This is a genomic window from Pacificibacter sp. AS14, assembly GCF_038899935.1.
In the GTDB taxonomy this organism is placed as follows: Bacteria; Pseudomonadota; Alphaproteobacteria; order Rhodobacterales; family Rhodobacteraceae; genus Celeribacter.
On record NZ_JBBMQI010000020.1, the window covers coordinates 17,483 to 38,768 of the forward strand.

At 52.3% G+C, this 21,286-nt stretch carries 20 protein-coding genes; all 20 read right to left on the reverse strand.

What is annotated here, in order from left to right; translation table 11 throughout:
- A complete protein-coding gene (locus tag WNY38_RS15520; RefSeq protein ID WP_342858269.1) occupies positions 1-1,284 on the reverse strand; it encodes a TRAP transporter large permease in 1,284 nt (427 codons plus the stop codon).
- Positions 1,281-1,772: a TRAP transporter small permease subunit gene (locus WNY38_RS15525; protein WP_342858270.1), complete on the reverse strand. Its 492-nt coding sequence runs from the start codon at positions 1,770-1,772 to the stop codon at positions 1,281-1,283. The genes WNY38_RS15520 and WNY38_RS15525 overlap by 4 nt, the downstream gene beginning before the upstream one ends.
- 104 nt (positions 1,773-1,876) lie before the next feature.
- On the reverse strand, positions 1,877-2,884 hold the full coding sequence (locus tag WNY38_RS15530; RefSeq protein WP_342858271.1) for a TRAP transporter substrate-binding protein: 1,008 nt from the start codon (positions 2,882-2,884) through the stop codon (positions 1,877-1,879).
- Positions 2,885-3,028: 144 nt separating this feature from the next.
- A complete protein-coding gene (locus WNY38_RS15535) occupies positions 3,029-3,913 on the reverse strand; it encodes a helix-turn-helix transcriptional regulator (protein ID WP_342858272.1) in 885 nt (294 codons plus the stop codon).
- 493 nt (positions 3,914-4,406) lie between these two features.
- Entirely contained in the window at positions 4,407-5,153 is a 747-nt protein-coding gene (eutC, locus tag WNY38_RS15540) for an ethanolamine ammonia-lyase subunit EutC (RefSeq protein ID WP_342858273.1), read from the reverse strand.
- Between the two features lie 3 nt (positions 5,154-5,156).
- The gene (locus tag WNY38_RS15545; RefSeq protein ID WP_342858319.1) at positions 5,157-6,533 is read right to left on the reverse strand and encodes an ethanolamine ammonia-lyase subunit EutB; all 1,377 of its coding nucleotides are present in this window, start codon (positions 6,531-6,533) and stop codon (positions 5,157-5,159) included.
- Positions 6,533-8,017 (reverse strand): phosphotransferase, encoded by a 1,485-nt coding sequence (locus tag WNY38_RS15550; RefSeq protein ID WP_342858274.1) that lies wholly within the window; start codon positions 8,015-8,017, stop codon positions 6,533-6,535. Before WNY38_RS15550 ends, WNY38_RS15545 begins: the two co-directional genes overlap by 1 nt.
- Before the next feature lie 147 nt (positions 8,018-8,164).
- Positions 8,165-8,503 carry a hypothetical protein gene (locus WNY38_RS15555; protein ID WP_342858275.1) on the reverse strand — a complete coding sequence of 113 codons (339 nt, stop codon included), beginning with the start codon at positions 8,501-8,503 and terminating at the stop codon, positions 8,165-8,167.
- Between the two features lie 457 nt (positions 8,504-8,960).
- Complete coding sequence (locus tag WNY38_RS15560) at positions 8,961-9,842, reverse strand: MurR/RpiR family transcriptional regulator (protein WP_342858276.1); 882 nt, start codon at positions 9,840-9,842, stop codon at positions 8,961-8,963.
- Between the two features lie 25 nt (positions 9,843-9,867).
- Positions 9,868-10,947, reverse strand: coding sequence for an ABC transporter ATP-binding protein (locus WNY38_RS15565; protein WP_342858277.1), 1,080 nt, complete (start codon positions 10,945-10,947; stop codon positions 9,868-9,870).
- The gene (locus WNY38_RS15570; protein WP_342858278.1) at positions 10,944-11,693 is read right to left on the reverse strand and encodes a glycerophosphodiester phosphodiesterase family protein; all 750 of its coding nucleotides are present in this window, start codon (positions 11,691-11,693) and stop codon (positions 10,944-10,946) included. The genes WNY38_RS15565 and WNY38_RS15570 overlap by 4 nt, the downstream gene beginning before the upstream one ends.
- Before the next feature lie 37 nt (positions 11,694-11,730).
- The gene (locus WNY38_RS15575; protein WP_342858279.1) at positions 11,731-12,540 is read right to left on the reverse strand and encodes a carbohydrate ABC transporter permease; all 810 of its coding nucleotides are present in this window, start codon (positions 12,538-12,540) and stop codon (positions 11,731-11,733) included.
- On the reverse strand, positions 12,530-13,399 hold the full coding sequence (locus WNY38_RS15580; protein WP_342858280.1) for a sugar ABC transporter permease: 870 nt from the start codon (positions 13,397-13,399) through the stop codon (positions 12,530-12,532). Before WNY38_RS15580 ends, WNY38_RS15575 begins: the two co-directional genes overlap by 11 nt.
- Positions 13,400-13,469: 70 nt before the next feature.
- Positions 13,470-14,729: an ABC transporter substrate-binding protein gene (locus WNY38_RS15585; RefSeq protein WP_342858281.1), complete on the reverse strand. Its 1,260-nt coding sequence runs from the start codon at positions 14,727-14,729 to the stop codon at positions 13,470-13,472.
- A 253-nt stretch (positions 14,730-14,982) separates the two neighbouring features.
- Complete coding sequence (locus tag WNY38_RS15590; protein ID WP_342858282.1) at positions 14,983-15,696, reverse strand: hypothetical protein; 714 nt, start codon at positions 15,694-15,696, stop codon at positions 14,983-14,985.
- Between the two features lie 391 nt (positions 15,697-16,087).
- Positions 16,088-16,828, reverse strand: coding sequence for an ABC transporter ATP-binding protein (locus tag WNY38_RS15595; RefSeq protein ID WP_342858283.1), 741 nt, complete (start codon positions 16,826-16,828; stop codon positions 16,088-16,090).
- On the reverse strand, positions 16,825-17,682 hold the full coding sequence (locus WNY38_RS15600) for an ABC transporter ATP-binding protein (RefSeq protein ID WP_342858320.1): 858 nt from the start codon (positions 17,680-17,682) through the stop codon (positions 16,825-16,827). The genes WNY38_RS15595 and WNY38_RS15600 overlap by 4 nt, the downstream gene beginning before the upstream one ends.
- Complete coding sequence (locus WNY38_RS15605; protein WP_342858284.1) at positions 17,682-18,593, reverse strand: ABC transporter permease; 912 nt, start codon at positions 18,591-18,593, stop codon at positions 17,682-17,684. Before WNY38_RS15605 ends, WNY38_RS15600 begins: the two co-directional genes overlap by 1 nt.
- Entirely contained in the window at positions 18,594-19,655 is a 1,062-nt protein-coding gene (locus WNY38_RS15610) for an ABC transporter permease (RefSeq protein ID WP_342858285.1), read from the reverse strand. It lies immediately after the preceding gene.
- The gene (locus WNY38_RS15615; RefSeq protein WP_342858286.1) at positions 19,656-21,251 is read right to left on the reverse strand and encodes an ABC transporter substrate-binding protein; all 1,596 of its coding nucleotides are present in this window, start codon (positions 21,249-21,251) and stop codon (positions 19,656-19,658) included.
- Positions 21,252-21,286 lie beyond the last annotated feature (35 nt).

Below are 21,286 nucleotides of genomic sequence, written 5' to 3' on the forward strand. Positions count from 1 at the left end.
TCAGCCGTAGATCAGCTTGGGAATGAAGAGGGAGATTTGCGGGATATACGTGACAAGCAAGAGTACGATGAGGTTCACCAGCACAAACGGCCAAACGCCGCGTATGATATCCTCGACCGGTTTATTCAGCGTCGATGAGGCGACGAAAATATCAAGTCCAAAGGGCGGCGTGATCATACCAAGGCTGACATTGAGCGTCACCAGCATCCCGAAATGCACCGGGTCGATGCCAAAGCTCATGGCCACCGGGTAAAGCGGCGGGACCAAAACCAAAAGCGTCGAATTGGGATCGATAAACATGCCGGCAATGAAGAACAGGATATTCACCACGATCAGGAAGGTGATCTTGCCCGCGCCAGAGGCATCCAAGAACGCTATGATTTCATTGGGAACTTGGGCCAGTGTGACAAAGAAGGCGATCAAGCCGCCCATGGCCAAAAGCACAAAGATGATCGAGGTGTTCACGGCGCTCTCTTCGGTGATCTTGGCAAGGCCTTTCAAATCCAAAGCGCGAAACACAAACATCTCGACCAAGATCGCATAGACCACGCTGACAGCGGCGGCTTCTGTCGGAGTAATAATACCTGAATAAATACCGCCCAGAATGATCACTGGCATGCCGAGCGCCCATTTGGCGTCCCACATGGTGCGCAACCGATCCGGCCAAGGCATCCGCGGATCATGCGTCACACCGTCTCGTGCCGCCTGAATGCGCACATAGACCGAAAACGCCAATCCAAGAAACAAACCAACAGCAAGACCACCTGCAAAAAGTTTGGCGATCGATGTGCCCGTGATCCAACCATAGACAATCAACGTGATGGACGGCGGGATCAACAGCGCAGTTTCAGCAGAAGACACCAAAAGCCCTAGGCTAAAACGATCCGAATACCCTGCTTTGCGTAGCTCAGGATACACCATGCGGCCCATCGCTGCGACAGTTGCAGGTGCCGAGCCAGAAACCGCACCAAAAGCCATGCTGCCGCCAACCACAACATGGCCCATGCCACCTTTGGTGTGCCCCACCAGCGCCTTGACCACGCCAATCAATTGACGCGCGATCTGGCCAGATCCCATAAGATTGGCAGCGAAAATAAAGAACGGGATTGCCAAAAGCGTCGAGTGGTCGATGCCACCAACAATCTTTTGGACGACAGCCGCGTCAGGCAATCGAGGGTAAAAGGCTTCTTTGTAGGCCAACGCGGGAAGGCCCAATACCAGCAGCATTTCAAAACCAGCGACCAGCAAAACGACCGCAAGAATAAGGACAAGAGCAAGGATCATTCTGCGACCTCCTGATAGCGATCAATGACGCCGACAAGGCTCAAGCCATAACGCAGCCCCAACAGCAAAAAACCACACACAGGCGCGAGATAAATATAGCCCATCGGCACCCCAAGGGTCGGGGATCTTTGGCCTGTTTTGAGCACAAACTGCACCAAATCAAGCGCCAGCCAAGCCACATAAAAACACATGACAAGACCCACGAGATCGATGAATTTCAACAGAACGCTCAACACAGGCGCGGGCAATTTTCCACGCATATTGGTGATACCCACATGTTTGCCCCGCTCAAGCGCAAGTCCCAGCGCTAAAAACACCAAGAACAGATTCATGATGCGTACCGCCTCTTCGATCCATGCAAAGCGGCTTGCGAATGTGCCGCCGATTTCGCGGGTTACGACCGAGCCAGTGTAAAGGCACACCATGACCAGGAAAAGGGCGATGAGAACGGTTCTTTCGACCGCACGGAGCGCTGTCAGAGCTTTCATAGGATGGGCTTTCGGTCATCTGAAACAAGGGGCTCCGCAGTTTGGCCAAAACCAAAACTGCAGAGCGATAAGGACCCAGAAGGGGACACTGGGTCTCAAAGTTTTTAGAGTGCGTCGCGCGCTTCAATGTAGATGTCGAGCAGTTTTTGGCCTGCGTCACCAGTTTTGCTGACATAGGCCTCAGACGCTGGACCGAACATCACAGCGCGGAATTTTGCGCGCTCATCTGAGTCTGCGACACGTACATTCGAACCGGACTCTTCGATGGTCGCAAGAGCAGCTTCAACGGCGGCGGCTTTATGCGCGGTTAAGTCGGGGATCACCTCAGCGAACGCGTCTTTCACGATGGTTTTGTAATCGTCAGGCAGGCTGTCCCAAAACATCGGGTTGAACAGGATCACGTCTTCCATTGCGCCGTGGTCAGACACCACGATGTTCTTTTGAACTTCATAGAATTTCATCGCCTTGATGGTATCGAGCGGGTTTTCTTCCCCATCGACAACGCCAGTTTGCAACGATGTGTAAAGCTCGCCAAACGGCAACGCGATAGCAGAGGCGCCCAAAGCGTTGAACTGTTCGATCAAGATCGAGCTGTCCATCACGCGGAATTTCTGACCCGCAAAATCCGCAAGCGTGTCGAGCGGCTCGTTCGAGGTGAATTGTTTTTTACCATTGGGCCACAGATCAATCGCCACCATGCCTTTGTCGGAAAAACTGTCAAGCAGCGCTTCGCCAAACGGACCGTCGCGCAGTGCCGCCGCCGCATCTGAGTCTTCGGGGATCAGGTAAGGGATATCCAGCACAGACACGAGCGGGTTAAATCCGCCCAAAAACGCAGCCGGTGCAACAGTGGCTTCAAGCGTGCCAAGCTGAACACCTTCGTTCATCTGACGCTGCCCACCAAGCTGACCCTGCGGGAAAAGTTGAAATTCCACATCGCCATTTGTGCGCTCAGACACAAGTTCGGCAACTTTTTCAAGAAAGATGTGGCGGCTTTGTTGCGCGCTTTCGAGATGGCCAATACGCGCCACGTAATCTTGCGCAAAAGTTGGGACCGCGAAGGTAAGACCTGCCAAAAAGGCAGCAGAGAAAAGAGATTTAGAATGAGCCATGAAGCATTCCCCGTTGTTGAGTTTCTTTATAGGAAACATAAACTCCTGAAAGTCGCAGTGCCGTCAATACGAAAAGTCTAAAAAATGAGACGGATTCTAAAATCACTCAAAGAACGGCCCAAACTGATCAATATTTAGGCAACCCTAGCCCCCCGAAAGCCTCTCGCGCGCGATCAATTCCTCGATATAGGCGGCTGCCTCACGCCCCTTAAGAGATGTCGACCAAAGCCGGTTGGCGATCCCTTGATGCAGATCAAGCGCCTCGGGCGCAGAGGTGATAAGGCCGACGCCGACACGGATATTTGGATTATGCCCAAGGCGGAACGGACTGATCGTCAAAACCGAACGCCCGCCCTGCCGGACAATTTGAAACGAAGTTGACGGGATCGGCTCGCGCGCCACACCGATCTGCACACCAATGTCAGGTGCGCGCAACATTTCAACGATATGACGCACCTCAAACAGGGCCATTTTTCGACGCTGCTCGCGGACTTCGTCGGACAACTCGGCAGCGCCTTCTAGCCCCTCTTTAAGAAACTTACGGATATCAGCATCCGAAATAATCGAAGCCAAAAGCGGGCGCCTTTTGGCAAAACGCTCCTTTCTTTGCTTCAATATATTCAAAATAGCATCAACATCCTGACCCTCAGCCCCCTGAACAGCTTCACAAAGGACATCTTTGAGAATCACATCATACTGCTTAGTCGTCACCAGATAGGAAATCGGACTAAACAGGCCAATAATCTGATCGCAATCCTCTTCGACCTGACGCATGCGTTCAAAAAAGCCCACAGCGTTGTCGACATATTCAATCCCAACACCCATTAGACTCGGAAGTGAGACATGAAGCTCATTGGCGATAGCCGAGAGCATGTCGATTTTGGCAATCTCGCCCTTTTCCGCTCGGTAAAGCGCAGCGCGCGAGATATTCAACCTCACAGCAAGCTCCTCTGGCGCAAGACCTCGACCAAGACGATGCGCCTTGAGACGTGCGCCGATATCTTTAAAATTGAATTTGGTATCGTCCACTGTGCGCCCATCTGAACATTGCTCTACCGCTAAAGTCGCACAAAAAAACGGCGAACATTTAGATTGTATCAAAATTGAGATAATCATGATTTTATTAAGATCGCAAGTCTGATCTTCTGACATCTGTGATGAGCGCATCAAGTCCCTTATTTCAGAGCTTGGCGACCCAAACAGTGCTATTGAGGCCCGTGATGAGATCCGTGGGCTGATTGATAAAATCACAGTCACGCCAAAGCCAACGGACGGCAAGCGTATGCAGCCGCAATTGGCGTTTCATGGCGCTCTGGCAAGCATTTTGGCCTTGAGCCTTGGGACCAAAGGGCACCCTGAACAACAAAAAACCTCCTGCGAACAGGGGGGCAAAGTATAGTATTTGTTGCTTTCGGGAGCTCGAATCGATAAATAATTGCCTTTGTATACGACACTCAAATATCGAGGTATATAAATCACCCAAACCCAGCGAGTGCTCTATTTTACAGGTGACTTTGTTTCTTCAGCCTTCTGCCAACTGTGGTGCCATGGGGCTTTTATCTTTGAGATCCACACCCGTAGTTTGCAGTTTTTGTGCCATTTCTATCAACCAACGAATGCGCGCCGCGGCTACGTTATAAGACAGCCCACCATTGGCATGAATATTGGAAACACAATTACGCGCACTATCGCGGGTACCAATTTTAGGTGCCCATGTCAGGTAAGCCCCTAAACTGTCAGATACCGTTAATCCTGGTCGCTCGCCAATGAGGACCAGCACCATTTGTGCGTCTACGGCCTGCCCAATGGCATCACCAATAGCAACACGCCCCTGTTCAACCAAATACACAGGCGCTTTTTGCATCGCAGGAATACAGTCGCGCAGAGCGCCGATAAGCGGCAGACTATGGCTCATTGCAGCCAGTGGTGACAGCCCATCCGCGACAACAATTGCAAGCGGCGCGGCGCAGGCCTCCAGCTGCGCCCCTTGCGCGACAGCACGTCCCAGATCAGGCCGTTTCAAATACTCTGCGCGATCCTTAGCGCGGCTGCTCAGACAGTGAACCGTTAGCCCAAATTCAGCTTGCAGCGCGCCTTGCAAAGCTGCGCTGTCCAAAGGCGTATAAATGGCATCACGTGCAGCAGCATGGTCTTCTTGAAAAGCCAGTAGGTTTTTCAAAGGCAGCACGCCTGCTTTGGCATCCAATCGCACCCGTGACGGTGTCATCGCAAGCAGAGCAGCTAAACGGCTCTCTAAGGCCTTATCCATATTTTAAAACCCCATTTTTAACAAAAGTTCTGACGGATTTGACAAGGCAGCCCCCTGTTTGCTGCTCAAACCTGATCTGTCCAACCATGCCTCAAATTCTGGCGCGGGGCGCATCCCTGAAATGTCGCGCAGGTAGGCGATATCTTCAAATGCGAGACTTTGATACCCAAGCATTGCATCATCACCGCCGGGCACTGAAATCAAGAAATTCACCCCTGCGCTGACCAGCAAAGTTGCCAATGTATCCATGTCGTCTTGGTCTGCATGCACGTGATTAGTATAGCAAACATCCACCCCCATCGGCAGGCCTAAAAGTTTACCGCAAAAGTGATCTTCCAGACCCGCACGGATGATTTGTTTACTATCGTACAAATATTCAGGCCCGATAAAACCAACCACTGTATTCACAATCATCGGGTCATAAGTCCGCGCCACAGCATATGCGCGCGCCTCAAGCGTTTGCTGGTCAACACCGTGATGCGCATCTGCAGACAGGGCGGCCCCCTGCCCGGTTTCGAAATACATAACGTTTTGCCCAACAGTGCCGCGCCGGGCGGCCAGCCCTGCGTCATAGGCCTCTTGCAAAATCGACAATGTCACACCAAAGCCGTCATTCGCGCCTTGGCTTCCTGCAATCGATTGAAATATCAAATCCACTGGTGCTCCAGTTGAAAGCAAATCAAGCGCATTGGTGACATGGGTTAGCACGCAAGTTTGGGTCGGAATTTCAAGTCCCGCACGGATATCATCCAACATTTTCAAAAGATCGGCGCAATTACTCAAATTATCAGACGCAGGGTTGATCCCGATCACCGCATCCCCAGCGCCAAACAACAGCCCATCCAACACTCCGACAGCAATGCCTTTAAGATCATCTGCGGGATGGTTGGGTTGCAGTCGCGTCGTTAGCGTGCCTTTTTGCCCTACGGTGCTGCGAAAAGCTGTGACAACTTCTGCCCTGCGCGCCACTCTGATCAAATCTTGGTTACGCATCAACTTGGACACAGCCGCGATCATTTCAGGTGTAAATCCCGCACTAGCCGCAGATAGGCTTTGGGATGTTGCTGCATCCGACAGCAACCAATCGCGCAAATCGCCCACAGTCATGGATGAAAATGGCGCAAAGGCAACGTGGTCGTGACTGTCAATGATCAACCGCGTGACATCATCGATTTCGTAGGGGATCACCACTTCACTCAAAAAAGTTTTGAGTGGTAAGTCCATTAAAACACGTCGCGCAGCGACCCTCTCAATAGCACTTTGTGCAGCGATCCCTGCAAGCTGATCCCCTGACTTTTCAGGTGTCGCAACAGCTAATACATGCGCCAAAGATCGAAATGAAAACCGTTCGCCTTGCGCAGTAGCTCCATAAGCAGCCATCACAGCCTCCGCAAATGTGTCGCCCATTTTGGGTGTTCCATGATCGAGCGCGCGCGCACTTTTTTCCACATCCCGTATTTATAAAAATCAAAATTCAGACGCGACATTTTAAGCTGCACCATTGACCACAAACACCATTTCACATCCGCCATTGCCTTGTGGACCGTCACTCGCGACACAATATCATCGCGCATTTCACCAAAGTATTCTTCGATCAATTCAAGTTCACGGTCGCGACTGAAAAACATCTCACCAAACCAAATGCCCAGATCATAACACCGGTCATTCATCGAGGCATATTCATAGTCGATCAACATAACTGTACCCGCATTATCAATCGTGAAGTTACCAGGCATCGGATCATTAAACGATGTCAGCAAATCTAGCCCAGATGCATGCACCGCGTCACGTGCCAAATCGGCATTCAGCAAAATCCATGCGGCGTCTTTGTACATCGGCGCGCCCAGATCATGCACTTGGCACAGATGCTCATCTATCATGCCAAACACTGTTTTTGTCAGCTCCAATGCTGGCAAACCATGCAAGGTCTTATACGCTCCAACCGCCGCTTTGCACAAATCAAGGTTGGCAAAATCACTGTTGGCAGATGGACGCCGGTTTGGCAAAAAGTCGTTGATCTCGATCCCTCGACAGGCAAGATCATCGTAAACTCGTGACCCGAGCCCTGCGCCAGCGGCCTTTTGCGATGCATCCAATGCCGTGGCACGGTCGACAAACATTTCTGTCCCGTTTCCTGGGATCTTGACGAACCAGTCCCCAGTGCCTTTAGTATCTTTCACTCGCCAGTTTTCATTTGAAATTCCGCCAGAAACAGGGCCGTAAACCATATCAGCACCGCCCTTAAACAATGGGGCATCGCGCAAAACTGTCTCAATGGTTTGTTCCATCAAATTGGACGCAGATCCATCATTGCGGCATGTCACCAAGACTGCATCTTGAACCAATGCATCTTGGGCCAAGCCAATCATCCGGCGCAGCCATATAATATCGTCAGGCAACGCCACACCATATGTGTCATGTGCTGCGATCAAATCGTCAATCCGCGCGAACGCATCATACCGAACAGGCAATGTGTCTGTGCCGTGAAATGCCTTAACTGCACCAAGCGCAACCCCCACAATCGCGTCAGATTTCAAGTCACTTTGACGGGCTGCAATCCAACCATCACTCAAGCGCTCCATTGCAATAGAGCCTGTCTCGACATCACTCCACAGCACCTTTGGCCCAACGCCAATAGCCCCTGCTTGTGTTGCCGTTTGCATCGCGCTGGCATGATTTATGCCCTCTGCCATTTCGGGATGTATCCGCTTGATAAAAGCATGCGGCGTCACGATTGAGCGGTTTTCAAGCGCCATATAACTTGGCGATGCCAGCGCTTCAGGCCCAGCCACGGTGTCTTTGATAGCAAACCCAGCTGCAACAACGGTCTGTTCCATCAAAGTGTCAGTTACTAATTCGATCATATCGCACCTACCGCTGCATCAAGGGATCCACCCGCAAAATCAATACGGCGGATCATGTCAAAAAGAACATCGCTCCTGCCCTAAGGTCTTCAGGAGATGTGTATTCACCATTGCGGTGAATGACCCAATTCACCGTTGGCACTGCAATCACCAGCCCGGCAACACCGCATTGACATCCACAGCATCATGGCCTGCAATCGTATCAAGTTGCATTTTAGCATAGCCAAAATCATCAGCTGCGGCTTGTGACAATGCGATCAAACGTGGATCGAATTTACCAGCCGGACGGCGATCTACGGCGACGATTTCTGCCTCAACCTGCGCTTTTGCTGCCAAATCAGGCAAAGCGGCCCGCAGCTGGGCTTCAGACCACGTCAACATATTAGGTTCTGGCGCGCGCAATTTTGCAAATAATACAGCTGATTCTGGAACAATATTAGGAGAATTGGGCGACACGCCTACGCGCGCGACCGATGTATACAGCATATCGCTGGCGGTATCGGCGAGTTCTTTAACTTTAACAATGATGTAGGCTAGCCCCTAAAACGGCATCACGGCGCTCTTCCATCGGTGTTGGGCCTGTGTGGTTTTGTTTGCCTGTCACCTCGATACGAATTTTTAAAGCCCCCCAAAGACACCCTGCGCGGGCTGGTTGATCTGATTGTACTCACGCCAACGGAGCCAGACGGCAAGCTGTCCGTCCACCTTCATGGCGCACTGGCTAAGCTATTGTCGCTAAGTTTGAGCGTAAAACGCAAAAAAGGCCTGAGTGATAAAACCCAAGCCATTGATAATGTTATTGAATTAGTGTTGGTTGAGGGAGGGCGCTATTGTCGTAATCTACCTTGCCTCATCTGTGCTATTTGATCAAAAAAATCAGTGCGGGTGACCTCCTGACTTTCGTTGTCATTGAAGCCGTCAGCATTTATGGAGCACAACAGCGTTATTTTATCACGCGATTAAGGCCTTCTCTCAACCGCTTAAAAGCATTTAAAGACCGCATGGTTCTCCCGGCATCAATGCTTGCCAAATCAAGAATAATGGTGTTGGCAATCGTCATAGGCACAACCAAAGACTGCGACTCTCCTGCGCCACCGCGAGACACGCAAATTTGAAGGTTTTGCTCGGTTTTCAGATGATTTTCCTCAACATCACATAGGATAAGGCAGGTTGCACCGCGCTCGGCGGCGAGGTCTGTTAAGTGCCTAAGTTTGTTCGCAGTGCCGCGAAAACAGGTCAAAAACAACACATCACGAGACTCCAACGTATAGATCCACTCGACTTGTTGCTGCTCTGCGTTGCCCAGATCAATCGCGTCATAGCCAGAGCGCCGCAACCGCATTGAAATCAATTTGGCCAGCGCCGTTCCGTGGCTCGTCCCGATGGTAAAAATACGTCTCGCGTTCAAAAGAGCTTCGGAGAACAGGCGGATCTGCGCATCCGTCACGGCGTCGCGTAAATGCTCCAGTGCAGACATTTCGCTGGCGATGAGTGAAGAGAGCAATCCGCCGTCTCCCGCCCGTGCAATGCGGGCGGCAATCCTCGCTGTCGGTTCTGCAAATTCACCTTGGCCTTCCATAAGGCAGGTCTGTAAAAAAGTTCGAAACTCAGGATAGCCCGCAAACCCCAATCGCCGCGCAAGACGCACGGCTGATGCAGGATGCACCCCTGCGCGCGCTGACACTTCGGTGCTGTTTTCAAAAGCACTACGGATTGGATCACTCGTAAAAACCTTAAGCAGACGCGTGTCGGCATCCGTTAATTTTCCAAAATGCTGCGTGATCAGCTGAGCGAGGTCAGTGGGAGAATTAGGGTTTTCAGTCATAGGAAAGTTTCGCGGCAGCTGCGCATCAAATTGTCTCTTTCACATGTGGTGTGAGGACCTTCTGGCGCTGTGCTATTGGAAGATCCAGTCTGATCCCTGTTATAGCATCAAAGCAAAGAGCTTGCGAAGTGTCCAGTGACAACCATATTTCTTCGCCTTCTTGCGGCAAGTCGTCGCCACGGGCGACCACTGCAGATAATCGGCCGGCCTCGCTTTCGCAATGCACGATAAAGCTCGCCCCTGTCATCTCAGTCAGTGCGACGCGTGCTGCAAGCGAAGGCCCGCTGACGGGGGCGCGGTGTAAACCTAGAGCTTCAGGGCGAAACCCGACATCAACATCACGCGGCCCAGTCCAAGCGGTGATACAGTCTGCAGGCACAAAATTCATGGCTGGCGCGCCTAAAAAGCCTGCGACAAAGCGATTGACCGGCTGGTCATAGATCATGGCCGGTGTATCGAATTGCTGCAAATGCCCGTCTTTCATCACCGCAACACGGTCTGCCAATGACAGCGCTTCGGTTTGGTCGTGGGTCACAAAGATTATCGTGGCGCCGAGCTGGCGGTGCAGGTCTTTGATCTCGGTGCGCATGGCAACCCGCAAGGCATTGTCGAGATTCGACAAAGGCTCATCCATTAAAAACGTCGAACATTCACGCGCCATCGCTCTCCCCATTGCAACGCGTTGGCGTTGGCCGCCAGAAAGCGCTCCAGGTTTGCGGGCAAGATACGGCGTAAGCTGCAAGGTTTCAGCCACAGCACGGGCGCGCCTCAAGCGTTCTGCTTTTGGCACTTTTCGCAATTCCAAGCCAAAAGCGATATTGTCCAAAACCGTCATATGCGGATACAGCGCGTAGTTTTGAAAAATCATTCCGATATCGCGATCTTGCGGCGGCAGGTCATTGGCCCGGACGCCATCGATCAGCAACTCGCCTTGCTCGCAAGGGTCAAGCCCTGCCAAAAGCCGCAGCAACGTGGATTTCCCGCAGCCCGAAGGCCCGACAATAACGATGAATTCGCCATGCTCGATATCCATAGACACGCCATGCAAAACCTGCGGCCCGCCCGCATATGATTTACGGATGTCTTTTAACGTGATTGCGCTCATGATGCTGCCTCTTGGATGAATGTGTTGCGCAGTGCTATGGCCAGATTGGGGCGGTCTGTTGTGAACACTTTGACCTGCATCGACAGCGCTTTTGTGATCTGCGTTTGCGTATGTGCGGCCCAGCAGCCAAAGCCCAATCCGGCGTCAGTGACCTGCTGCATGAGAGCTTCATTGGCGTGATCGATATTCAATCCGATCTCAGGGATGCCATGGCGTTTAGCCACCTCAACCACCGTAGAGATCCCCAGCTGCTTTTGCACGGCTGGGCTGACAAGCCACAGACAGGGGCGTGATGTGTGACGCTTGATTTCGTCAAGATTGGCAATCAAAAAAGACGAGAACCCTGTGCGCTCTAACATGGCGTTGCGTGACAATTCTTCGATCACTTTTGGCACAAAATTGGGGTAAGGTGCGCCGTTTTGATCTGGCTTGAATTCACACCGAAAACTTACAGTGCTGTGCTGATAAATGGCGCAAAGCTCTTTGAGTGAAATGGGATGTTGATCAACGCCATAGTTGATGCTTGCCGCGCGAATGTCGGCCTCTGTGAGATGGGCCAGAGCGCCGCTGCCGTCTGTTGTTCGATCAAGGGTCGCGTCGTGGTGCACCATGATTGCGCCATCACGGCTTGGGTGCAGGTCGAATTCGACCTCTTCCAACGGCAGGGCCGCTGTTGCTCTAAACCCAAAAGGCGTGCTGTCGCCATAGTCCAATGTGCCGCCACGGTGGGATGCAATGCGTGTCATAAATTTAGTCCTCATGCTCATCTTTTTATAGGGCCCATCATTTCACAGCGCCCATCATCATCCCGCGTATCAAGTGGCGTTCAACAAAGATGAAGCCAATAAGAACGGGTAAAATTGTGATGGTTGACGCGGCCATAACGAGGGGCCAGTCGATAATATCTTCGCCCGGATTGACGCGGTACAAACGCGCTAATCCGATTTGCAGCGTGTAGAGATCTTCGCGCCCAATCGCGACCAGCGGCCAAATGTAGTTGTTCCATTCCGTGATGAAAATATAGAGGCCCATCGACAGGATTGCGGGTTTCGCGAGCGGGATGATCACCCGCCACAACACCTTCAAAGGCGATGCGCCGTCCATGTACGCCGCTTCATCCAATGCGCGTGGTATGCCGCGAATGTATTGACGCAGAAAAAAGGCCGCAAACCCGTTGGACACCGCAGGCAAGATCAACCCCGCATAGGTGTCAAGCAAGCCCGCCTTGGCCAGCGTTAGGTAATTGGGGATCAAAGTGATGTGGCTTGGGATCATCAATGTGGCCACAACAGCCCCAAACAGCAGGTTGCTGCCTGCAAATGTATAGCGCGCAAACGCAAACGCGGCAGAGGTTGCAACGGCCAAACCAATGAGCGTCACAAGCCCTGATACAATCACAGAATTCACCAAATAGCGCGCAAAATTATACTGCCCGATTGCCATCTCATAGTTGCGAAAAGTAAAATCTATATTGCCCGTATAATACCCATCTGCCGTCTGAAACGACATCCATATTGAATACAAAACAGGCGATAGAAAGAGCACCCCAGCGGCAAGCGCCAATAGGGCCAACAGTGGATTCTCAGGCTTCATAATGTACCTTTCGGCCAATAACGCGGGATTTAATCACCGCTAGAATGATGAGGAAGACGAACAGCAACACAGCCAAGGCGGAGCCGACCCCGATGTCGAACAAGGTGAAACCCACGCGGTACAGCATATTCACCAACATATCCGTCGCCCCAGCTGGACCGCCTTTGGTCATGACGTCGACGATGGTGAACACTTGAAAGGCTTCGATCACTGAAATCATCAACAAGAAATACGTCGTGGGCATCACAAGCGGCATTGTAATGCGGCGAAAGACATGGGCCTTACGCCCCCCATCAACAGCCGCAGCGTCATAAAGCTCCGGCGCAATCGCTTGTAGGCCCGCGATGTAAATGATGATGTCGTAGCCAAGCTGCTTCCACGTATTGACGAAAATCAAAACCCAAAGCGCGACCTGCGGCTCTTGCAGCCATGCCACTTTCGGCAAACCAAAATTCGACAACAGCGCATTCATCATGCCGTAATCCGTCGAGAAGACCCAAGAAAAGACCACACCGATGGCAACTGTCGATGTCACCCAGGGTAAGAACAGCGCGCCGCGCATAAGGCGTGATACGAGCGTCTCACGCAGAAGCTGACTTGCAAGGAAAAGGGCCAAAATCAAACGCAGGGGCACAGATATAACGGCAAAGACAGCCGTCACCCGCAAGGCATTCCAAAACTCACGGCTGTCCAACAGCAATCTGTAATTATCCAACCCGACGTAAGGCTTGGTTGGCGACAGGAAATCCCATTCGCGAACACTGAGGTTCAGACTTTGAACAATCGGAATATACGTGAACACCGCGATAAACCCGAGAAGCGGCAGCACGAAAAGATAGGGCGTCATACGGCGCAGCATAAAGTGGCCTTCCAAATAGTGAAGCGAGGCCCCGATGAATCAGGGCCTCGCTAGGGGATTGAAATAAAGCTTACTTTTTAAGACGTTCAGCTTCCGCACGGGTGCGCTCGGCGAACTCGGTCAAGACTTCGGGCACTTCGCGTTGACCCAGCGCCATGGCTTGCCACCGATCATATTCAGATGCGCGCATCCAAGTCACAACCGGAGGACGCGGACGTCCGCGCGCGACATCAAGCTGATTGATTGCCACATTAATGCCGGGTTTTTCAGCGAGCGCTTCGATCGCAAGGGGCTGTTCTGCTGTTTTTTTGTTGATCGGCATGTAACCCGTTGTAGAGAACCACAAAGCATTGGACTCGGGGGAGGCTGCAAAGCTGATGAACTTGTAGGCTGCGTCTTGAACTTCCTGTTCAGATGTCGACAAAATGCCGATCCCAGCCCCGCCGATTGGCACAGCGCACACTTTGTTGCACGGCATTGGCACGACAGCCAGATCGTCACCCAAAGCCGACGTTGAACGCCCGTAGTTGCCAGTCGAGTTGATCATCATGCCAACTTTGCCAGCCAAAAATGCGTCGCGGCCATTGTTTTCTTTGGTCACACCATCGGGAGATGCAACCTTGTATTCATGCACCAGCGACGCCATGAATTCATAGGCTTCAATCGTGTTGGGCGCATCGAGCAAAATGTCGCCAGAAACGCTATCGATCAGGTCGCTGTCATTGTCCATGACCAAGCCCCAACGTGCAAATTGTCCAGGGGCTGCAATGCCAGAAATGCCTTCTGCGCCAAGAGTTTCTGTGATTTGTTGAGCGGCAGCCAACAGATCGTCATATGTATTCAGAGGGGTGTTTTCGTCCAAGCCAGCCTTTTCGAAAATCGCCTTGTTGAAATACAAAACAGGTGTCGAAGAGTTGAAGGGCACAATGTAGTTTTTGCCTTCATAGACACCGACCTCACGGGCAAAATCGAATAGCTCGTTTTTGAGTGGATCTGCGTCAACATACGGGGTTAAATCTTTTAACACACCACGGTCCGCGAACAAACCATACCGCGTGACTTCCATGATCACCGCATCAGGCGCACGCTTTGCAGGGATCGCGGCTTGGAGCTTTGTGACGATGTCGTTGTAGTTGCCGATCTCCTGTGCGTCGATTTTAATGTCTGGGTTTTGAGCTTCGAAATTTTCGATGATCTGGTCCAAGGCTTCGCCAGAAGCGCCACTAAAGCTGTGCCAAAATTCAACGCTCACATCGGCCGCGGCCAAGGTGGTGGTTCCCAGCAGAGCCAGCAGCCCTGCGCTTGTGATATTTCTGATTTGTGCAATCATTTTTTAGCCCTCTTTGCAATTACAGTTGCAGTTTCGTCGGGGCATTACTTAAATGTAGCTTGTAACGATATTAATAAAATTACATGAAAAATAGGCGGAAAATCTGGCCTAATGCGTTTTAGTTCTGGCCTCCTCTCTGCAATTAACTTTCACGGCTTTTATGCCGCTTGTCTTATGAATATCCCCGTTTTTGTGTGAAACAAGCACCACCTTCGCCAAAGGCCTGGACGGATACAGAGCGGCACAAAGCCCTCTAGGGCAAGCATAGGACATGACGACGATGACAGCTGATTCCGCTGGAATATCCACCTCGAAAGGCCTCGCCAACGCGGAAGGCACCTTTGGGCGAGCGCTGTGCATATCGCTGCGCCCGTAAGAACGCCTCATCCTTCTCGCGCCCTTTCACCGGTCTAATCGTGGCCCCCGCCTCCGTTGCGGTGGGATCCACCACACCTTGCCCAATCGCTTCGGTGATTTCGATAATAGCGTCGGCCTCTGTGAGTTTTTCTTCGACGGCAGCTGAGCGGATTTTCAAATCACGTTCACGCTTTGCGAGCTCACGGTCTTTCTTGCATCGCCATTCTCGCGTCTTGTTATGCATACGTTTTGGGGGCTGCATGTCGCCCTTAGCGACAGCTTCGCGGAAGGCCTCTTTGTGCTTCTCTCCGCGATCAAGTCCGATCTCAGTAAACCATGCGCTGACGCTATCTTGAGCGTGCTCGTAGTCTTCAATCACATCGAACTTCGATGGCTGCAGCATCAAACGTGTCGCGATAACTTTCTTCTCCTCGGTCTTCTTATCCTTGCGTGTCATATCAACACGCACCCGCAACATTACCACAGCGTGGATGTGATAAGCCTCTTCATCGAGGTCAGCGCGGGCGTGAATGACATCATCGCCAAACTGTTTTTTCAGCCACGCAATCGACAAGCGTTCAAAATCTGCAATCCTGTGGTGGTGTTCCACACCTTCAACGACGACGCTGATGCCCCAGCAGAGCAGCCCAAACCTGGAAACCTGAACCCGTCACGCTCCCAGCGGCCTCCCCTCCCTCTACAGGGCGCATATAGATGATCTTGCGGCAACCCTGTCAGATGAGGCTGTGACGGGCCGTGCGAGCGACGAGCTACACCAAATCATCGACACTGTTGTTGTGAACTGGAATGCGGAGGCGAAGCATCACGAGCTTGAGTTTCGCAGTAAGCTATTGGAGATGCAAAAACGACAAAACCCGCATAATGATATAGATAGACCGTCATCAATTATGGCGATCAACAGGAGCACTTGGGGTTCTTCGATCGTGGATAAACTGTGGCCCAGCGCTTAGCGCACCTCAATTGTATCACCAATATCTACGTCAAATTGACGCATTTAGAAGCTGCTGTGAATAGGGATGGCTCGCCTTCATATGTCGAAGGGCATCCACATCCAAAACTTCTACTAATGCGCCATCTTTCATCACGGCCAATCGGTCGCACATGTGGCTCACCACAGATAGATCGTGCGACACCATGAGGTATGTCAGCCCGCGATCCTCGCGTAAATCCGCGAGCAGGTTTAGGATTTCTGCCTGCACAGAAACGTCCAGCGCTGATGTCGGCTCATCAAGTAAAAGCAACTCAGGTTCCGGAGCTAACGCCCGCGCGATTGCCACGCGTTGGCGCTGACCACCAGACAGTTGATGCGGATAGCGGAATCGAAATTTCTGCCCTAAACCAACGTCGTCCAGCAGTTTCACAACCCGATTATCGATGTCGGAAAAACCGTGCAACTGCAGCGTTTCCCCCAAGACCTGATCGACAGAATGCCGTGGGTGCAGCGATGCATAAGGATCCTGAAACACCATTTGAACAGTTTTAAAAAAGGACTTTGGTCGCTTTTTGCCAATGGGGTGCCCATCGACCGAGAGGCTACCTGACCAATGGGGGGCAAGGCCGGTCAGGGCGCGTAAAATGGTCGATTTCCCCGACCCGCTTTCGCCGACAAGCCCAAAGCTTTCGGCCTTTTCCACATTGAATGTCGCCCCGAGAACCGCGTCAACACGGTCGCGGCCCATCCCGAACCAAACGTTCAGGTCATTCACCTCAAGCATCTTCATATCCGGCCACTCACACTTGAGGCGCGGGACCATTCCGGATCCCGTTCCAACACATCCAACCGGTCGCGCGGCGCATCGAGGCGCGGCAGCGAATTCAGCAACCCACGGGTATAGGGGTGCTTGGCTTCGTGCAATTTGTCCGCGTCACAAACCTCAACAACGCGTCCAGCATACATGATCAAAACGCGATCACAAAAGTCCGCCACAAGATTCAAATCGTGGCTGATAAAAATCAACCCCATGCCACGCTCTTTTACCAACTTGTCCATGATATCAAGAACTTGCCGTTGAACTGAAACATCCAAGGCGGAGGTCGGCTCATCCGCAATCAAAATTTCGGGGTTTGGGATCAACATCATGGCAATCATAATGCGCTGCCCCATGCCGCCTGACATTTCATGCGGATAGGCGCGCATAACGCGGTCGGGATCGCGGATTGAAACGGCCACCAACATCTCGATAGATTTTTTATAGGCGGCCTTTTTTGTGACCGAATTATGCAACCGATAGGACTCCATAATTTGATCCCCAATGGTCAGCACCGGATTGAGCGAGAATTTTGGATCCTGCATCACCATACTGATGCGTTGCCCTCGCACGGCGCGCATTTCTTTTTCGGTTTTTTTCAGCAGGTCAACGCCTTCAAGGCGAATATGATCCGCTTCGACAATTCCGGGGGAGCGGATCAGTCGGAGAATGGCGCGTCCGGTCATGGATTTGCCGGACCCGCTTTCGCCCACAATACCAAGTCGCTCGCGGCCCAGCGTGAAAGAGACTCCCCGCACCGCATCAAAGACACCATGGCGGGACGGGAATTTCACCCAAAGGTTTTCAACATCAAGTAGGGGTTCCATCATTCACCTGCCTTGGGGTCCAGCACATCGCGCAGCCCGTCGCCTAAAAGGTTGAACGCGAGAGACACCGTGAAAATAGCCAAACCCGGAACCGTCGCAATCCACCAATAATCGAGGATGAAACGGCGACCTTCGGAGATCATCGCGCCCCACTCAGGGCTTGGAGGTTGTGCGCCAAGTCCGAGAAATCCAAGGCCAGCGGCAGCCAAAATTATGCCCGCCATATCCAGCGTTACACGGACAATCAGCGAAGAAATACACAGCGGCCAAATATGTTTGGTGATAATCCTGAGCGCCCCTGCCCCCTGCAACTGAATCGCACTAATGTAGTCAGAGGAACGAATGGTCAGGGTTTCGGCCCGCGCGATACGCGCATAGGGGGGCCATGCCGTGAGCGAGATTGCCAATACCGCGTTCTCAATACCTGCGCCAAGCGCGGCGACAAAGGCCAAAGCCAGAACCAAGCGTGGGAAGGCCAGAAAAATATCTGTAATCCGCATCAAAACGGTATCCGTCCAGCCACCGACATAGCCAGAAACCGTCCCCACAAGCAGCCCGACAATCGGTGCAATAAGCGCCACCAGCGCGACGATATACAGCGTGATACGTGCGCCATAGATCAGCCGAGAGAGGATGTCGCGCCCAAGGCTGTCGGTGCCAAACACGTGCCCGTCCGACCATAAAGGCGCCAGTCGGTTGCCAAGGTCCTGAACAAACGGATCATGCGGCGCGATCACTGGTGCCGCTGCAGCAATGAGCACCAACAGCACCAGAATTCCCAGCCCAATCATGGCCATCGTATTTGAGCGGAACGACAACCACCCGTGATAAATCGCCGACATTTTGGCGTGGTGGCGCGAGGTGGGCGTTTCCGCGAGGAGCCACGCGCGTAGGGATTGTGCTTCAGCCATCTATTTCGCCCTCGGATCAAAAACTTTATAAAGAAGATCAGCGAAGATGTTCAGCAAGATGAAAACCAACCCAACCACAACCGTCCCCCCCAGCACCGCATTCATATCCGCACTCAAAAGCGCGGTGGTGATATAGCTGCCTATCCCCGGCCAACTGAAGATAATTTCAGTCAGGACAGACCCCTCAAGAAGGCCCGCGTAACTTAAGGCGATAACCGTAATCAGCTGAACGCGAATATTTTTAAACGCGTGTTTCCACACCACGTCCCACTCGGACATGCCCTTAACGCGTGCCGTGGTAATATACTCGGCACTGAGTTGTTCCAACATAAACGAGCGTGTCATGCGACTGATATAGGCCAGCGAGTAATACCCCAAAAGAGAGGCTGGTAGGATGATATGGCTGAAGGCATCCTTAAAAACGTCCAAGTTGCGGGCAAACAGGCTGTCGATAAGGAGCATGCCCGTGACGCGTGGAACCACATCGACGTAGAAAATCCCGACACGGCCGGGGCCTCCGACCCATCCCAAGATGCCATAGAACAACAAAAGTCCCATGAGGCCGAGCCAGAAAATCGGCATGGAATAGCCAACAAGTGCGAGAACACGGGCAACTTGGTCGATCCAAGAGCCTTTACGAACAGCCGCCAGAACGCCCAGCGGCACGCCGAGCACAACGCCAAGGATAATACCCAGCGTCGCCAACTCCAACGTGGCGGGGAAAACGCGCGCAATGTCTTCAGACACAGGTCGGGCATTCAGCAGGGATGTCCCAAAATCCAGATGGATCACGTCCCATAAATAATAGAGAAATTGCACCAGCATGGGTTTATCGAGGCCCAACTGATAGTAGACGGCATCATAGGTCGATTTCGACGCACGCTCGCCCACGATGGCCAGCACCGGATCGATGGGCATGATGCGCCCAATGACAAACGTGACAAACAAAAGCCCGAGCAGCGTCACGGCGATGGAGCCAAGTGTCCGCAGAACGGCCACAAGAGTTGGCCAAAGGGGCGCCCGTTTGGGGCGCCTCTCGGTTGTGTATTCAGCTTGAGCCATTTACTTCGTAACCGGCCAGTAAGCCGCAGAAGTCACTGCCTGCCCGGTCGTGAAATTCATCACGTTGTCACGCATTGCCGATTGCTCGATCTGTTGGAACATGATCACAAAGGGCGAAATATCGCGGAACTCTGCCTGAATTTCCTGATACATCGCAATACGCTTATCGCGATCAACTTCGGTCACTGCGGCATCAACCTTTTCGCTCAAACCACCGGCATCCCAGCCTGTGCGCCAAGCAAGATAACCCGTCGCATTAGCCTCGTCTGTATTGTCAGGGTTATAGGCAAATGTGCCCGCATTGGTTTGTGGATCCGGATAATCCGGCCCCCATGCGCCCAGATACACATCAAGATCGCGGGCACGATACCGCGCGAGGATTTGCTTCGACGTACCAACCGTGATGTTGACCTTGATTCCAACCAGCGCGGCCGCATTTTGGAAAGATTGCCCAATTTCGATACGCTCTTGCGCTTCACGCACACCGATCTCGATTTCAAGACCTTCAACACCAGCCGCAGCTAAAAGTTCCTTGGCCTTTTCGATGTTATAAGAGAACGGATTTTCATCCGACGCCCCAAGATAGGTTGCGGGAAGGAAGTTTTGGTGGATCGTATACTGCCCCTTAAGGAAGCTGTTTTGCATACCTTCATAATCGACCAGATATTTAAAGGCTTGGCGTACTTCGGGCTTGGAAAGAACCGGGTGTTTGCCATTCAAAGCCATATACATCAGACGGCCTTTAAGCTCGTCTTCAATCTTGATGCCCGCCTCGTCGGAAGCACCAGCGATATCTTCGGGGTTCAGGTTGCGCGCGATATCGATGTCACCGCGCTCTAGGAGCAACCGCTGTGACGCACTCTCGGTCACATGACGTACAATCACCCGCTCCATGGCTGGGGCGCCGCGATAATAATCAGGATTCGAGGACAAGGTAACGCTCTCGTTTGGCTTCCAACTGTCCAGTTTATATGGGCCAGAACCTGCGGTGTTGGTTTTGAGCCATGTGTTGCCCATGTCGCCATCCACCGCGTTTGCCATGACGGTTTCTTTGTCGACGATGCCACCGATTGTGGCGGTCAAACAGTTCAAAACAAAGGATGTGGCGTATTTTTTATCCGTCGTGATCATCAGCTTGTTGCCGTCAGCTTTGATCATTTCGGCCACGTTTTCGGGCGTAAAACCAAACTGTCCCAGGATGAACGCGGGTGTTTTGTTCAGGATCACAGCGCGTTGCAAGGAGAACGCCGCATCTTCGGCCCGCACAGGGTTGCCCGACTGGAATTCCACGCCCTCACGCATTGTGAAAGTGACGGTTTTTCCGTCTTCGCTGACGTCCCAGCTTTCGGCCAAATCAGGTTTGTACCCAGCAGCCAAATCCATCGGGTCAAGGTATACTAAACGGTTATAAACGTTGCGGCTGATGTCAGAGCCCGCAAATTCAAAGCTTTCCGCAGGGTCGATGGTTGTGACGTCATCGATGCGGTGCGCAATGACCAACATGTTGGCCGGTGTCTCGGCGAAGGCCGGGAAGTATGTAACGCTCACAGCGATTCCAATCGCCGCAGTTGTAAGCAGTCTGTTAAATGTATTCACAATTAAACCTCTCCTGGTCCGTTTCATTAATGTCT